The following is a 16621-nucleotide window of genomic DNA, read 5'->3' as shown; positions in this document are numbered from 1 at the left end:
TCACCCAGGGGCGCGGAGAACGGCGCGGGCAACCGCCCCCTGTGGTCCGCGCTCGACAGCCCGCCCATGCCAACCCCCTCCGCCGGGAGGGCGCCCCCAACTACCCCCGCGCAGCCCTGTTTGGGCTAATCGTGTCGTCGTGTCGTGGGCGTGGCGTGCTCTTGACTTGACCATGGACTGTCATAAGCCTGGCATCTGTTCGCCGCACCGGCGGACTACTGCAAGGGGGGCTCATGAGACGAAGAGCGAGATCGATCCTCGCTGCCGGCGCACTCCTGCTCAGCGGAGTGGCCGTCGCACCCATGGCGCAGGCGGAACCCGGCGCCGCGGCCGACCCGGGCGCGGACGAGGTCAAGGTGTTCCGCGCGGACGTCACGAAGGAGCAGGTACCCCTGCTTCTCGCGGCAGGCCAGGACGGCCACGAGCTGAGTGAACGCGTACCGCAGAAGGGCACGGCCAACGTCGAGGTCTACCTCACCGACAAGCAGGCCGACCAGTTGGAGGACAAGGGCGTCGACCTCGCCGAGCACAAGCTCTCGGCCAAGGCACGCGCGCGTGTGGCCGCCGCGGGGGACGGCGTCTTCCGGCCGTACAGCGGCGCCGGCAACCTCAAGGAGGAGATCGTCAGGACGGGACAGCAGAACCCGAACCTGACGAAGGTCGTCTCCATCGGCAAGACCCTCCAGGGGCAGGACATCCTGGCCGTCAAGCTCTCCAAGGGCGCCAAGAAGACCAAGGACGGCGCCAAGCCCTCCGTGCTGTACATGTCCAACCAGCACGCCCGTGAGTGGATCACGCCCGAGATGACCCGGCGCCTGCTCCACCACTACCTGGACAACTACGGCAAGGACCAGCGCGTCACCAAGCTCGTGGACTCCACCGAGCTGTGGTTCGTGCTGTCCGCCAACCCGGACGGCTACGACTGGACGTTCGAGGCCGAGGGCGACCGTCAGTGGCGTAAGAACCTTCGGGACGTCAACGGCGACGGCGCCCTGACCGTCGGTGACGGCGTCGACCTCAACCGCAACTTCGCCTACAAGTGGGGATACGACGACGAGGGGTCCTCGCCGTATCCGACCAGCCAGACCTACCGCGGCGCGAGCCCTGGTTCCGAGCCCGAGACCAAGGCGATCGACGCCTTCGAGAAGCGCATCGGCTTCGAGTACGGCATCAACTACCACTCCGCTGCCGAACTGCTCCTCTACGGAGTCGGCTGGCAGGTGGCGACGCCGAGCCCCGACGACGTGCTCTACAAGTCCCTCGCCGGGACCCCCGAGAACTCGGCGATCCCCGGCTACCGCCCGCAGGTCTCCTCCGAGCTCTACACGACCAACGGCGAGGCCGACGGACACGCGTCCAACGTCAACGGCACGGCGATGTACACCCCTGAGATGTCGACCTGCCAGACCGTGTCGAACCTCTACCCGGACGACGCCTGGAACGCGGCGGACTGCGCGTCGGTCTTCACCTTCCCGGACGACGAGAAGCTGATCCAGGAAGAGTTCGTCAAGAACATTCCGTTCGCGCTCTCCGTCGCCGAGGCGGCGGCCAGGCCCGACCGGCCGAAGTCCTCGGTCGGCATCGACGCCCCCGACTTCACCCCGGCCCCCTTCGCCACCTCGTACTCCCGCGGCGCCGACCAGGAGATCTCGGTCGTCGCGCGCAAGTCCGTACGCGACAAGGAACTGAAGTACCGCGTCAACAACGGCCGTACGAAGGACCAGGACCTCAGGGCCTGGAAGGGCGGCGAGACCTACGGCGGCGAGGACAACCTCTACTTCGACGAGTACCGCGCGAAGGTCCGGGACGGGGCTCCGGGCGACAAGGTCGAGGTCTGGTTCACGGGTAGGACACGGAGTGGAAAGCCCACCTCCGGCACGCACTTCACGTACACCGTCGCCGCACGGCCCCGCGCCGACACGCTGGTGATCGCCGAAGAGGGGGCAGCCGCTACCAAGGCCCAGCTCTACGTCGACGCCCTGAAGGCCAACGGCCGCAAGGCCGTCGTCTGGGACGTCACCACCCAGGGCGCGCCCGACGCGCTCGGGGTGCTGAGCCACTTCGGGACCGTCGTCCACCACACCGGTGCCGACCGCCCCGGGTACACCACCCAGCTGCAGCTGCGCGCCTACCTCAACGAGGGCGGCAAGCTGATCGAGGCGGGCGAGCAGGCGGGCGGCCAGGTCGCGCTGCCGGGCGCCCTGACGAACGACTTCAGCCAGTACTACCTGGGCGCCTACTCCCGTACGACGACTCCGGACGCCGGCGCCTTCACCGGCTCGGGGAAGCTCGCGGGCGCCGGGGGACCGCTCGGCGACACGCCCGGCAACCCGCTGAACGCGGCGGGCGCCTACAGCGTCACCTCGGACACCCTGCCGGTCGCGCGCTTCCCGCAGTTCGCCAGCGCGGGCGCCGGGACGTACCCCGGCACGGTCAACCCGTACGGTCCGTACGAGGGCGCTTCCATGGCGGCCGTCACGCACACCGACTACGCCTGGAACCGGCTCACCCGCACCATCGACCTCACCGGGGTGAGCGCGGCCGACGCGCCCGCCCTGCGCACCCGGCTCCTGTGGGACACCGAGGAGGGGTACGACCACGCGGTGCTTGAGGCGCACACGGCCGGGGCCGACGACTGGACCACACTCCCCGACAAGGGCGGCGCCACCGGCACGGCCGTTCCCGCCGAGTGCGAGGCCGGGTTCTTCATGCAAGGTCACCCCGCCCTCGCGCGTTATCTGACCCGGGGCGCGACCGCGTGCGCCCCGACCGGTACGAGCGGCTCCTGGAACAGCTTCACCGGGGCCTCCGCGGGCTGGCAGCAGGTCGAGTTCGACCTGTCCGCGTACGCCGGGAAGACCGTGGAGGTGTCGGTCAGCTACATCACCGACCCGGGTTCAGGCGGGCACGGAGTGCTCGCCGACAACGCCTCCGTCGTGATCGGCGGCACGGCCGGCGCGACCGACGGTTTCGAGACGTCCCTCGGCGCCTGGAAGGTCGCCGGGCCGCCCGCGGGCAGTCCCGCGGTCGTCCAGGACTGGGGCCTGTCCGGCGAGCTCTTCAAGACGTACGGCGCGGTCACCACCCGTGACACCGTGCTGTTCGGTTTCGGCCTGGAGCACGTCACCTCGGCGGCCGACCGCACGGCCCTGCTGGGCAAGGCACTGGCCGCCCTGCGCGGCTGACCCGGCCCGAAGGGGGCATCGATCCCCGGGGCGGTCCGTACCCCTACTGGTGGGTACGGGCCGCCCTGCCGTGTATGGGGCATCTCGATGTCACCCCGGGAGCCTCAGGGAGGTAGGGTCGTAGGCGGTCGGGGACATCCCATACAACTCGCCGGCGTCAACAACCGGCGTACCTAACGAGGAGATCGGTTCGTGACGATCCGCGTAGGCATCAACGGCTTTGGCCGCATCGGTCGTAACTACTTCCGCGCGCTGCTGGAGCAGGGTGCAGACATCGAGATCGTGGCTGTCAACGACCTTGGTGACACCGCGACCACCGCACATCTGCTCAAGTACGACACCATTCTGGGCCGTCTCAAGGCCGAGGTGTCGCACACCGCCGACACGATCACCGTCGACGGGCGCACCATCAAGGTGCTGTCGGAGCGCAACCCCGCCGACATCCCGTGGGGCGACCTCGGCGTCGACATCGTCATCGAGTCGACCGGCATCTTCACCAAGAAGGCCGACGCCGAGAAGCACATCGCGGGCGGCGCCAAGAAGGTCCTCATCTCGGCTCCGGCCAAGGACGAGGACATCACCATCGTGATGGGCGTCAACCAGGACAAGTACGACGCGGCCAACCACCACGTCATCTCCAACGCCTCCTGCACCACCAACTGTGTGGCGCCGATGGCCAAGGTCCTCGACGAGAACTTCGGCATCGTCAAGGGTCTGATGACGACGGTCCACGCGTACACGAACGACCAGCGGATCCTGGACTTCCCGCACTCGGACCTGCGCCGCGCCCGCGCCGCCGCCGAGAACATCATCCCGACCACCACGGGTGCCGCCAAGGCCACCGCGCTGGTCCTCCCGCAGCTCAAGGGCAAGCTCGACGGCATCGCGATGCGCGTCCCGGTCCCGACCGGCTCCGCGACCGACCTGGTCGTCACCCTGCAGCGAGAGGTCACCAAGGACGAGGTCAACGCCGCGTTCAAGAAGGCCTCCGACGACGGTGACCTCAAGGGCTACCTGACCTACACCGAGGACCCGATCGTCTCCTCCGACATCGTCGGCGACCCGGCCTCCTGCACCTTCGACTCCTCCCTGACCATGGTCCAGGACGGCACGTCGGTGAAGATCCTCGGCTGGTACGACAACGAGTGGGGCTACTCCAACCGCCTCGTCGACCTCACGGTCTTCGTCGGCGAACAGCTCTAGGTCCAAGAAGCAAGGCACCTCGTGTGAGCACAGGGCCCGGGCAGCGCAGAGCCGCGCACCCCGGGCCCTGTCGCACGTGCTGAGCGGCCGGCCCGCTCGGAGTGATCAGCCCTCTCTCGGACAAAAGAGCCCTCCCTAGGAGTCCACTTATGAAGACGATCGACGAACTTCTCTCCGAAGGGGTCGACGGCAAGCGGGTCTTCGTGCGCGCCGACCTGAACGTGCCGCTGGCCGACGGCCTCATCACCGACGACGGCCGCATCCGCGCCGTCCTGCCGACCGTCAAGGCCCTCGCCGAGGCCGGTGCCAAGGTGATCGTCGCCTCGCACCTGGGCCGCCCCAAGGGCACCCCGGACCCCGCCTTCTCGCTGCTGCCCGCCGCCGAGCGACTCGGTGAGCTCCTCGGCGCGCCCGTCGCGTTCGCGCAGGACACCGTCGGACCGGCCGCCCACGACGCCGTGAACGGGCTGCAGCCCGGCCAGGTGGCGGTCGTCGAGAACCTGCGCTTCAACGCCGGCGAGACGTCCAAGGACGACACCGAGCGCGGCGAGTTCGCCGATCGGTTGGCGGCCCTGGCCGATGTCTACGTAGGCGACGGTTTCGGTGCCGTGCACCGCAAGCACGCCTCGGTCTTCGACCTCCCGGCCCGGCTGCCGCACTACGCCGGACACCTCATCGCCACCGAGGTCGGCGTCCTGAAGAAGCTCACCGAGGACGTCCGGCGCCCCTACGTGGTCGCCCTCGGCGGCTCCAAGGTCTCCGACAAGCTCGCCGTCATCGACGAGCTGCTCGGCAAGGCCGACCGGCTGCTCATCGGCGGCGGCATGGCCTTCACCTTCCTCAAGGCCAAGGGCTACGAGATCGGCGCCTCCCTGGTCCAGGACGACCAGCTGCCCACCGTCAAGGAGTACGTCGAGCGCGCCGAGAAGAACGGCGTCGAGCTGGTCGTCCCCGTCGACGTGGTGGTCGCGGCCGGCTTCCCCGACCTGAAGACGAAGGCGCCGTCCGACCCTGCCACCGTCGCCGCGGACGCCATCCCGGCGGACCGGATGGGCCTGGACATCGGTCCCGAGACCGGCGCCCTGTACGCCTCGAAGCTCGCCGACGCGGCCACCGTGTTCTGGAACGGTCCGATGGGCGTCTTCGAGCACCCCGACTACGCCGAGGGCACCAAGGCGGTCGCCCAGGCCCTGCTCGACTCCCAGGCCTTCACGGTCGTCGGCGGCGGCGACTCCGCCGCGGCCGTCCGCATCCTGGGCTTCGACGAGAACGCGTTCGGCCACATCTCCACCGGTGGCGGCGCCTCCCTCGAATACCTTGAGGGCAAGACGCTCCCCGGTCTCGCCGCACTGGAGGACTGACCCCGTATGACCACTCGCACGCCGCTGATGGCGGGCAACTGGAAGATGAACCTCAACCACCTTGAGGCCATCGCCCATGTCCAGAAGCTTGCCTTCGCCCTGGCCGACAAGGACTACGACGCCTGTGAGGTCGCGGTCCTGCCGCCCTTCACGGACCTGCGCTCGGTACAGACCCTGGTCGACGGCGACAAGCTCAAGATCAAGTACGGCGCCCAGGACATCTCGGCGCACGACTCCGGCGCCTATACCGGCGAGATCGCCGGCTCGATGCTGGCCAAGCTCAAGTGCACGTACGTGGCGATCGGCCACTCCGAGCGCCGCCAGTACCACGCCGAGACCGACGAGATCGTCAACGCCAAGGTGAAGGCCGCGTACAAGCACGGTCTCACCCCGATCCTGTGCGTCGGTGAGGAGCTGGACGTCCGCGAGGCGGGCAACCACGTCACGCACACGCTCAGCCAGGTCGAGGGCGGTCTCCAGGACCTCCCCGCCGAGCAGGCCGAGTCGATCGTCATCGCGTACGAGCCCGTCTGGGCCATCGGCACCGGCAAGGTCTGCGGCGCCGACGACGCCCAGGAGGTCTGCGCGGCGATCCGCGGCAAGGTCGCCGAGCTGTACTCGCAGGAAGTGGCCGACGCCGTCCGGATCCAGTACGGCGGCTCGGTGAAGTCCGGCAACGTCGCGGAGATCATGGCGAAGCCCGACATCGACGGCGCGCTGGTCGGTGGCGCGGCACTGGACGCCGAGGACTTCGTCAAGATCGTCCGGTTCCGCGACCAGTAGACCGCGCTCCGGATGTGAAGCGCCGAGCTGCGAGTATGCCGTAGCGGCGTTACGTCGTACCCTTGCGGGGGCCGGGCGGCTTCGTACCCGAAGCACCGGCCCCCGTCGTCCGTCCAAGAGTCGTCCGTCCAAGTCCGAGGAAGTTGGTCCAGCCGTGGTTATGGGGTTCTCGATCGCCCTGATCGTCTTCAGCCTGTTGCTGATGCTGCTGGTGCTGATGCACAAGGGGAAGGGCGGCGGTCTGTCCGACATGTTCGGCGGCGGCATGCAGTCGTCCGTCGGCGGTTCCTCGGTCGCCGAGCGCAACCTCGACCGCATCACCTTGGTGGTCGGCCTGCTGTGGTTCGCCTCCATCGTGGTGCTGGGCATCCTGATGAAGGTCAACAACTGACCACCGGCCGACACCGGCACCGCAGCACGAACGCACATTACGCAAGCACTTTCCGCACGTAAGGCCCCATGTCCGGTACGCGCCCGCAGGCGCGGCCTATCATGGGGCCTTGCGTCTGTGCGCGGGGTGTAACTCCTATCACTGGACGCGCGTTGGGCCTTACGTAGACTGAGGCGCCCGCAGCGAAGCGTCACGCCGACTCGCTTCGCGGCACCATCACGCAGGGAGTTACGACCGTGGCAAGTGGCAACGCGATCCGAGGAAGCCGGGTCGGGGCGGGGCCGATGGGCGAGGCCGAGCGCGGCGAGTCCGCGCCCCGGCTGCGCATCTCCTTCTGGTGCTCCAACGGGCACGAGACGCAGCCCAGCTTCGCCAGCGACGCGCAGGTCCCCGACACCTGGGACTGCCCCCGCTGTGGCTTTCCCGCCGGACAGGACCGGGACAATCCGCCGGCGCCGCCGCGCACCGAGCCGTACAAGACGCACCTCGCGTACGTACGGGAGCGGCGCAGCGACGCGGACGGCGAGGCGATCCTCGCCGAGGCGCTCGCCAAACTGCGGGGCGAGATCTAGGAGCGACGCGCATCCCAGGAGCGGCGCGAGATCCAGGAGTTGCGAGCCGGCCGGACACCGAGAGGTGTCCGGCCGGTCGTGTCTCGTGCCGGACGGTCTTTTTTCGCGGCGTATTTTTCGTACGCCCGGGGTTGCTCGGCTTCTCCGTCGCCGTACTGACACCTCTGAGTGAACCGCACGTATCTGTTGTTGGGCCGGACGACGGCGGGACGACAGCCCGCGTCACCCTGATCAATTAGGTTGGGACCGGTAGCGGGGCAAGGTACGCAGCACTGGCAGGAAAGAGGCGGAAGTCCGAGATGAACGCAGAAAGCCGTACCAGGCTCAACAAGACGCCCGAGTGGACCGCTCTGGCGGAGCACCGGGAGGAACTCGCGCAGGCGCACCTGCGCGAGCTGTTCGAGCGGAACCCGGGACGCGGCGCCGCATACACGCTCCAGGTGGGCGATCTGCACGTCGACTACTCCAAGCACCTGGTCACCGACGAGACGCTGCGGCTGCTGCGTGAGCTGGCCGCGGCGACGGACGTGTCCGGTCTGCGCGACGCGATGTTCCGCGGTGAGCGGATCAACGTCACCGAGGACCGGGCGGTCCTGCACACCGCGCTGCGCGCTCCGCGTGACGCGGTCGTGGAGGTCGACGGCGAGAACGTCGTACCGGCCGTGCACGCGGTCCTCGACAAGATGTCCGGCTTCGCCGAGCGCGTCCGCTCGGGCGAGTGGACCGGGCACACCGGCAGGCGCATCAAGAACGTGGTCAACATCGGCATCGGCGGCTCCGACCTGGGCCCGGCGATGGCGTACGACGCGCTGCGCGCCTACACCGACCGGGATCTGACGGTCCGGTTCGTGTCGAACGTCGACGGGGCGGACCTGCACGAGGCCGTACGCGACCTGGACCCGGCCGAGACGCTGTTCATCATCGCCTCGAAGACCTTCACCACCATCGAGACGATCACCAACGCGACCTCGGCGCGCGACTGGCTGCTGACCGAGCTGAAGGCCGGTCAGGAAGCCGTCGCCAAGCACTTCGTGGCGCTGTCGACGAACGCGGAGAAGGTCGCGGACTTCGGCATCGACACGGCCAACATGTTCGAGTTCTGGGACTGGGTCGGCGGGCGGTACTCGTTCGACTCCGCGATCGGACTTTCCCTGATGACCGCGATCGGCCCGGAGCGCTTCCGGGAGCTGCTCGACGGCTTCCACCTGGTCGACGAGCACTTCCGCACGGCGCCCGCCGAGTCCAACGTGCCGTTGCTGCTCGGCCTGTTGGGTGTCTGGTACGGCAACTTCTTCGACGCGCAGTCGCACGCGGTGCTGCCGTACTCGCACTACCTGTCCAAGTTCACTGCGTACCTGCAGCAGTTGGACATGGAGTCCAACGGCAAGTCCGTGGACCGTGACGGGCAGCCGGTGGAGTGGCAGACCGGGCCGGTGGTGTGGGGGACGCCCGGGACCAACGGGCAGCACGCCTACTACCAGTTGATCCACCAGGGCACGAAGGTCATCCCGGCGGACTTCATCGGCTTCGCCGAGCCGGTCGCCGAGCTGAGCGACGGGCTCAAGGCCCAGCACGATCTGCTGATGGCCAACTTCTTCGCGCAGACGCAGGCGCTGGCGTTCGGCAAGACGCCGGAGGAGGTGCGGGCGGAGGGGGTGTCCGAGGAGCTGGTGGCGCACAAGACGTTCGCGGGCAATCACCCGACGACGACGATCCTCGCGCGCGAGTTGACGCCTTCGGTTCTCGGCCAGCTGATCGCGCTGTACGAGCACAAGGTGTTCGTACAGGGGGCGATCTGGCACATCGACTCCTTCGACCAGTGGGGGGTCGAACTCGGCAAGGTCCTCGCCAAGCGGGTCGAGCCGGCGCTCACGGAGGGGGCTGACGTTCCTGGCCTGGACGAGTCCACGAAGGCCCTCGTGAGCCGGTACCGGTCGCTGCGCGGGCGCGGCTAGCACCAGGAGCGGGCCGACCCCTCACCTGCGGTTCGGTGGGGGTTGGCCGCGCAGTTCCTCGCGCCCCTGGGGGGGGCTTGGGCCGGACATGTAGTGCGGGTCGGTGAGGGCTGGCCGCGCAGTTCCCCGCGCCCCTCAAGAGCCGGGGCTGCGCTCCGGCTCCCGCCGGGCCGCTCAGGCCACCGCGCTCAGTGTGTCCGCGAGGCGGCGGTGGGCCGAGCGGGACGCGGGGAGTGCGGCGAGCGCGGCGGCGCCCAGGACGGCGGCTGTGGCGAAGAGGAGCAGGAAGACGGGGGAGGGGCCCTGGGCGATCCCGGCGCCGATGCCGCTCGACCTGCCCTGGGCGTCGATCAGCCAGTGCGCCAGCGGCACCCCCAGCGCCGTACCGACGACGACCGCGGCCAGCGCCGTGCACCCCGTGGCCGTCACCGTGATCGCGGTGATCTGCCGCGGGGTCAGCCCGATCGCCTTCAGCGCCGGCAGATCCCGCTCACCCTCGCGGACCGCCCCGCCGATCGCGGTGAGCAGTTCGATGAGGCCGATCAGGGCCAGCACGGCGATGAGCCCCACGACGACCCCGCGCAACGGCGAGAGCCCGTCCGCCGGGTTCGGCACGGCATGCGCGCTGAGAGCGCCGTGCGCGGCCCCGGTCAGCTCGGCGCCCACCCGGTGCGGGTCGGCGCCGGGACGCAGCTGGAGCTGGTAGAGCGCCGCTTCGAGCCCCGGGTCGTTCTCGCGGAGGGTGTCGAGCGAGGTGGAGATGACCCGGCCGCCGTTCTCCGGCTCGATGCTGCGCCCCACGATGTGCAGGATCTGCGGCTGCGCGCCGACCGTCATCCGCACCCAGTCCCCGACCCGTACGTCCAGCAGGTCGAGCAGCCCCTGGCCGGCCACCGCCTCGTCGGGGCCGCGCGCGGGGCGGCCCTCGGCCAGCGCGAACGGATAGGGGTCCTCGCGGGTGCCGAGCCCGCGCAACGCGATCGTGCCCGTCTGGCCCGGGACCAGCGCGGCCACCTCGACGCCTGGATGGACCGCGGCGACCTGGGGATCGCGGGCCAGCAGGGCCCGTACGTCCTGATCGGTCAGGGACGCGTCGGCCCGTACGGTGAGCGCGGCCGCGAGGCCGATCCGATCCGGTCCGGGCTGTGCTGGAGGCGGTCGATGGTGGTCCAGGCGCTCATGGCCACGACGATCAGCAGCAGCGGCAGCGCCAGCCGGGCCACCGCCACCAGCGAGCGCGGCCGGCCCGTGAACGCCTTGTGCGAGCCCAGGACCAGCGCCGACGGCAGCCGCAGTCCGAGCGCCCCGCGTGACAGACCGGAAAGACCGCCGCCGAGCGGTGCCGCGGCTCGCAGCCCCGGCACCGGAGGCACCTGTCCGGCGCGCCAGGCCGCGAGCCCGGTCGTCGCGGCGATGAACAGCACCGCCGCCAGGGGTACGCCCAGGAGCGCGGGCGTGTGCCCCGGCAGGCCCTGCCACACGCCGACCGCGTCCCCGAGGCGCCCCGGTGTCCGGCTGCCCAGGGCCTGCATGAGGGTCGCGGCGAGCACGGCCCCGAGGAGCGCGAACGCCACATGCTGGAGCAGGAAGATCCGTACCACCTGGGCCGGGGTGAAACCGATCGCCTTCAGGACCGAGATGTCCCGCAGATGACCGCGGATCCGGGTGCCGATCGCCCCGTGCACGGCCAGCGCGGCGGCCAGCAGGGCCGCCAGGCCGAACAGGCCGAGGACCTGGCCGAGCAGCCGGTTGCCGCCCTGCGCCTCGGCCCGGGCCCGCTGCCAGTGGGAGACGTCGGTGACGGCCTTGGCGCCGAGGAGGGTGACGGCGCGCTGGACGGCGTAGTCCGTGTCGTCGGGGTCGGTCAGCCGCAGCCCGGTCACCTGGCCGCCACGCCCGTCGGTGCTCCGCACGACGGCGGGGAGCGCCCAGACGAGGCCCGGCCGCTCGCCGGGGCGGTAGCGGGGCTCGGCACTGTCCGCGATGCCCAGGACGGTGAGGGTCCGAGTGGCGCCGGGCACGGTGAGGGTGTCCCCGGGTTCGGCCCACAGCGCCCGTGCGAGGCCGCTCTCCAGCACCACTCCGTCCGGGACGCCGGAGTCGAGCCAGCGGCCGGAGGTGAGCAGCGGGCGGCCGGGCCTCGGCCGGTCCACGGTGCCGCGCAGCTCTACCGAGGCGCGGGTGCCGCGCGAGGCGAGGGTCGCGGCGGCGGTGGGGTACGGGCCGGCGACGGACGCGACACCGTCCAGCTCGGTGAGCCCGGCCGCGTCGGCGGAGGGGCCGGTGTGGATCCACACGTGCGCGCCCTGCGACTGGGTGAAGACCCGCTGCCAGGGGTTGGTCGCGTAGCCGAACAGTGCCGTGGCCAGCAGCAGCGAGGCGACGATCCCGGCGGTGGCGAGCACGATGAACAGCGCCTCGCCGCGATGCGAGCGCAGATCGGCGTGCGCCCAGCGCAGGGTGGCACGCACGCCGCCTCAGCCCCTCGGCCCGTGGACGCGGCAGGAACAGGAGACGCGGGACACGACGTGGCCGGGAGCCTGCGGCAGAAGCTCGTGCACGCCGCTCAGTCCCTCAGTTCCAGCACGCCGGATATCCCGGTGCCGCGGGCGGGCGCGGTGTCGAGTACCGCGTCGTCGGCGATCCGGCCGTCGAAGAAGCTGATCACCCGGTCCGCGGCGCTCGCGAGCCGTGCGTCATGCGTGACCAGCACGATCGTCTGGCCGCGCTGGTGGAACCGGGACAGCAGCCGGGTCACCTCGCGGGTGCCCTTGCTGTCGAGGCTGCCCGCGGGCTCGTCGGCCAGCAGCAGCCGCGGATGGTTGACCAGCGCGCGGGCCAGCGCGACCCGCTGCTGCTCGCCGCCCGACAGCTCGCCCGGCATGCTGCGCTCCTTGCCCGCGAGGCCCAGCTCGTCGAGGAGCAGCTCACGCTCGGCGCGCGCCTGCCGGGGGGAGAGGCCGGCGAGCAGGGCGGGCAGCTCGACGTTGTCGGCGACCGACAGGTTCGAGACCAGGTTGAAGAACTGGAAGACGATGCCGATACGGCGCCTGCGCTCGACCGCCCAGCGCGCCTCGCTGTAGGCGTCGGTGCACTCGCCGTCCAGCCAGAGGCTGCCGGAACCCGGACGCTGGAGCCCGCCGAGCAGATGCAGCAGCGTCGACTTCCCGGCGCCCGAGGGACCTGTGACGGCCACGAACTCGCCCTGCCGTACGGAGAGGTTCACGCCCCGTACGGCGTGTGCGGGAGCGCCCTCGCCGTAGTGGGTCTTGACCAGGCCCTCGGCCCGCAGGAGCGGGGTGTCCCCAACGTGCGGCGAAGGAGCGGCGGCACGGGGAGCGGTGCGGTTCATTCCAGCTCCTCCTGGCAGCGTTCCAGCCAGTCGAGGTCGGCCTGCAGATGCAGCATGGCGCCCTCGATGAGCAGCTGGGAGATGCGGTTGTCCCGGCTCTCGGCCGCGGCGAGCTTCGACAGATTGCGCATGGTGTTCAGGTACTCGCGCCGTTGTTTGTTGATCAGGGCGATCTGGTCGGCCAGTCCGGTCCGCGGTGCCAGGGCGAGTTTCATGAAGAACTCGTCCCGTACGCGCGGCTCGTCCGCCGTCTCCTCGTACCAGGCGCGCAGTGCTTCACGTCCGGCGTCGGTGAGGTGGTAGATCTTCTTGTTGGGCCGGCTCGACTGCTCGACTTCCTCGCCCTCGATCAGTCCCGACTTCTCAAGGCGGCCGAGGGTCACATAGATCTGGCCGACGTTCGGCTGAGGGTACGCGGAGCCCAGCAGTTGCTCAAGGTCCTGCTTGAGCTCGTAGCCGTGGGCCGGGCCGCGCGCCAGCAGGGCCAGGAGGGGCAGCCGCACTCGTGCTCTCCCCTTCCTCCGCCGTAGGTCCTCGTGAGGTGCCGCGGGCCCGCGCGTCAGGGGGCCGATGTGTCGCGGGCCCTAGTATCGCCCATACCTAACGGGTATACATGGCCTCTGACTCCGGGCGAAGGTGCCCGGCAGCCGGGTGCACCAGGGAGGAACCTATGCGGTGGATACATGCCGCCGGTAGGGGGCTCCTGGTCGTGGTGGTGGTTCTGACCGGTTACGTCGCCTCGGGTGCCCGGGCCGACGGGGCGCGCGGCGAGGGCCGGGGTCCGCTCACACTGGCCACCGCCGGGGATCTCACCGGCTATCTGGGGCCGCTGCTCGACGGCTGGAACCGCGCCCACCCCGGCGAGCGGGTCACCCTGGTCGAACTTCCGGACTCCGCCGACGAGACCCACGCGCAGATGGCCACCGACCTGCGCGGCGGTGGCCGGGGCCGCTTCGACGTCCTGAACATCGATGTCGCCTGGACCTCGGAGTTCGCCGCAGCGGGCTGGATCTCCCCGCTGCCCGCGGGCCGCTTCCCGCTCGACGGCTTCCTGCCACCGGTCGTGGACACCGCGACCTACGACGGACGGCTGTACGCCGTCCCCTACGTCACCAACGCGGGACTGCTCCTCTACCGCAAGGACCTCCTGGACAAGGAGGGCGTCGCTCCGCCGCGCACCTGGGCCGAGCTGGAGAAACAGGCGAGAAGCATCGCTCCGAAGTACGGACTCGACGGCTACGCCGGCCAGTTCCTGCCCTACGAGGGGCTCACGGTGAACGCGGCCGAGGCGGTCTACTCGGCGGGCGGCACCATCCTCGGCGACGAGGGAGAACGTGTCACCGTCAACTCGGCGGCGGCGCGTGAGGGCATCGGGTTCCTGGCCCGCGGCGTACGCGACGGCTGGATCCCGAGGAAGGCGCTGACGTACAAGGAGGAGGAGTCCAAGAAGGCCTTCCAGGACGGCCGCCTCCTCTTCCTGCGCAACTGGCCGTACGCCTATGTCGGTGCCTCCGCCAAGGGCTCGCCGGTCGCCGGGAAGATCGGCGCGGTGCCGCTGCCAGGACCCGACGGACCGGGCGCGAGCGTGCTCGGCGGCTCGAATCTCGCCGTCGGCGCCCACGCCCGGCACCCCGACTCCGCCGCCCGGCTCATCGCCTACCTCACGAGCGAGCGGACCCAGCGTCAGGTGCTCACCGAGGGCGCGCTGCCGCCCGTGCGGGCCGCGCTGTACGAGGACCCGGAGCTGATCCGGCGGTTCCCCTATCTGCCGACGCTCCGCGCGAGCGTCCTCGCGGCGGCGCCGCGCCCGAAGAGTCCGCGCTACGACCAGGTCAGCCTGGCCGTGCAGGCCGTGGCGCACGACGCGATGACCGGGCACCAGACGCCCGAGGCCGCGGTGCGGCGCCTCGCGCGCGAGCTGGCGGACATCTCCCGCCGGGGCTGATCCGACCGCCTCTCCGCGCCGCGTATTTCGGCAGATCATACTTACATGTTAAGTAACGGGGCTGTCTCATCTGCCGCTCGGTGGGCTGAAAAGTATGGATATGCAACCCCAACGTGCGGGACGTACGCGCCTGATCATTGACACTCGTCCGACATCGCTACTTAACATGCATGTATAACCGGAGGCACGCACAGACAGGTCAACGGGTGACGATCGACATGCACCGCTGGTGGCGCGACGCAGTGATCTACCAGGTCTACGTCCGCAGCTTCCTCGACAGCACCGGGAACGGCATCGGCGATCTCGCCGGGGTACGCGCCGGACTGCCGTACCTGAAGAAGCTCGGGGTCGACGGGATCTGGCTGAGCCCCTTCTACCCCTCACCGCAGCAGGACCACGGCTACGACGTGGCCGACCACTGCGACGTCGACCCGCTCTTCGGCGACCTCGGCGAGTTCGACCGGCTGATGACGGACGCCCGGCGGCTCGGCATCAAGGTGCTCCTCGACATAGTCCCCAACCACTGCTCCAGCGAGCACCCCTGGTTCCGGCAGGCACTCACCGAGGCACCGGGCGGCGAGGCCCGCGCCCGCTTCCACTTCGCCGACGGCCTCGGCCCCGGCGGGGCGGAGCCGCCCAACAACTGGCACGCCATGTTCGGCGGCCCCGCCTGGAGCCGGGTCACCGAGCGGGACGGCACGCCCGGCCAGTGGTACCTGCACATGTTCACGCCCGAGCAGCCCGACCTGAACTGGCGCAACCCCGAGGTCGGCGCCCACTTCGACCACGTGCTGCGCTTCTGGCTCGACCGGGGCGTGGACGGCTTCCGCGTCGACGTCGCCGCCGGCCTCTACAAGCACCCCGATCTGCCCGACTCGCCCGACCCCATGGCCGACGCCCGCACCCGGGACTCGGTCAACCCGCTCGCCTGGAACCAGCCCGAGGTGCACGGCGTCTGGCGGCACTGGCGGTCGGTGTGCGAGGAGTACACCGCCCGCGACGGCCGGGAGCGGCTGCTCGTCGGTGAGGTCTCCGTGCCCTCCGCCCGCGAACACGCCCACTACGTACGCCACGACGAGCTGCACCAGGCCTTCTTCTTCGACCTGCTCAGCGCGTCCTGGAACGCCGACGCCTTCCGCAAGGTCATCTCGGAGGCCATGCAGGACATCGCGGGCACCGGCTCGACGGTCACCTGGGTCCTCAACAACCACGACCAGGTCCGCACGGTCACCCGCTACGGCGAACTGGGCGCCGAGGGCAGCGGTCTGGGCGCCGCCCGCGCCCGCGCCGCCGCGCTGCTGATGCTGGCGCTGCCCGGAGCCGCGTACATCTACCAGGGCGAGGAGCTGGGGCTGCCCGAGGTCGTCGATCTGCCGGACGACGTGCTCACCGACCCGATCTACCGCCGTACCGGCAGCCGGGCCCGGGTCCGCGACGGCTGCCGGGTGCCGCTGCCGTGGTCGGGGCACGCCTCACCGTTCGGCTTCACCACCGGAACCGAGAGCGCCAAGCCGTGGCTGCCGCAGCCCGCCTACTTCGCGGAGTACGCCACCGACCGTGCCCTCGCCGACACCCGCTCCTTCTGGCACCTCTACCGCGACGGACTGCAACTGCGCGCCGGGATGCCCCAGTTGGGCGAGGGTCCGCTGCGCTGGCTGGACACCCCGCCCGGCGTCCTCGGATTCGTCCGAGGCGACGGCCTGCTGTGCGCCGTCAACTTCGGTACGACGCCGATGCCCGCGCCGGTCGCCGGCACCCCGCTGCTGTCCAGCGGCCCCTGCGCGCCCGGCGTCCTGCCCGGCTCGACGGCCGCCTGGTGGATCGGCGACTGCCCCGACCCCTGAACCGGCCGCACCGGCCGACAACTCCTCAAG

The 16621-nt window shown here is 70.5% G+C and carries 11 protein-coding genes and 1 pseudogene; 9 read left to right on the top strand and 3 right to left on the bottom strand.

The annotated features are described in order from the left end of the window. Positions 1-233: 233 nt before the first annotated feature. The 7 genes from ACIOKD_RS07730 (at position 234) to pgi (ending at position 9450) form a co-directional block, all read left to right on the top strand. Entirely contained in the window at positions 234-3185 is a 2952-nt protein-coding gene (locus tag ACIOKD_RS07730) for a M14 family zinc carboxypeptidase (protein WP_402079681.1), read from the top strand. Positions 3186-3377: 192 nt separating this feature from the next. Beyond that, positions 3378-4388, top strand: coding sequence for a type I glyceraldehyde-3-phosphate dehydrogenase (gene gap, locus ACIOKD_RS07725; protein WP_402079679.1), 1011 nt, complete (start codon positions 3378-3380; stop codon positions 4386-4388). Positions 4389-4537: 149 nt separating this feature from the next. Beyond that, positions 4538-5749, top strand: coding sequence for a phosphoglycerate kinase (locus ACIOKD_RS07720; protein WP_402079676.1), 1212 nt, complete (start codon positions 4538-4540; stop codon positions 5747-5749). 6 nt (positions 5750-5755) lie between these two features. Continuing rightward, on the top strand, positions 5756-6532 hold the full coding sequence (gene tpiA / locus ACIOKD_RS07715; protein WP_402079674.1) for a triose-phosphate isomerase: 777 nt from the start codon (positions 5756-5758) through the stop codon (positions 6530-6532). A gap of 160 nt (positions 6533-6692) precedes the next feature. Next, a complete protein-coding gene (gene secG / locus ACIOKD_RS07710; RefSeq protein ID WP_384809574.1) occupies positions 6693-6923 on the top strand; it encodes a preprotein translocase subunit SecG in 231 nt (76 codons plus the stop codon). Positions 6924-7159: 236 nt separating this feature from the next. Beyond that, on the top strand, positions 7160-7495 hold the full coding sequence (locus ACIOKD_RS07705) for an RNA polymerase-binding protein RbpA (protein ID WP_010352468.1): 336 nt from the start codon (positions 7160-7162) through the stop codon (positions 7493-7495). Positions 7496-7794: 299 nt separating this feature from the next. Continuing rightward, a complete protein-coding gene (gene pgi, locus ACIOKD_RS07700; protein ID WP_402079671.1) occupies positions 7795-9450 on the top strand; it encodes a glucose-6-phosphate isomerase in 1656 nt (551 codons plus the stop codon). Between the two features lie 174 nt (positions 9451-9624). Here the strand turns inward: pgi and ACIOKD_RS07695 are convergent. The 3 genes and pseudogenes from ACIOKD_RS07695 to ACIOKD_RS07685 form a co-directional block, all read right to left on the bottom strand. Next, positions 9625-11921 (bottom strand): annotated as a pseudogene (locus ACIOKD_RS07695) (FtsX-like permease family protein). 95 nt (positions 11922-12016) lie between these two features. Beyond that, positions 12017-12802: an ABC transporter ATP-binding protein gene (locus ACIOKD_RS07690; protein ID WP_402079668.1), complete on the bottom strand. Its 786-nt coding sequence runs from the start codon at positions 12800-12802 to the stop codon at positions 12017-12019. Next, positions 12799-13305 carry a PadR family transcriptional regulator gene (locus tag ACIOKD_RS07685; protein ID WP_402079666.1) on the bottom strand — a complete coding sequence of 169 codons (507 nt, stop codon included), beginning with the start codon at positions 13303-13305 and terminating at the stop codon, positions 12799-12801. Before ACIOKD_RS07685 ends, ACIOKD_RS07690 begins: the two co-directional genes overlap by 4 nt. Before the next feature lie 167 nt (positions 13306-13472). Here ACIOKD_RS07685 and ACIOKD_RS07680 point away from each other — a divergent pair, with 167 nt between their 5' ends. Continuing rightward, complete coding sequence (locus tag ACIOKD_RS07680) at positions 13473-14747, top strand: ABC transporter substrate-binding protein (RefSeq protein WP_402079663.1); 1275 nt, start codon at positions 13473-13475, stop codon at positions 14745-14747. Between the two features lie 170 nt (positions 14748-14917). Next, positions 14918-16591 (top strand): glycoside hydrolase family 13 protein, encoded by a 1674-nt coding sequence (locus ACIOKD_RS07675; protein ID WP_402079660.1) that lies wholly within the window; start codon positions 14918-14920, stop codon positions 16589-16591. The last annotated feature ends 30 nt before the right edge of the window (positions 16592-16621 follow it).

It is taken from the genome of Streptomyces sp. NPDC087844 (genome assembly GCF_044742785.1).
Classification (GTDB): Bacteria; Actinomycetota; Actinomycetes; order Streptomycetales; family Streptomycetaceae; genus Streptomyces.
This window is presented reverse-complemented; position numbering and strand designations above follow the sequence as displayed.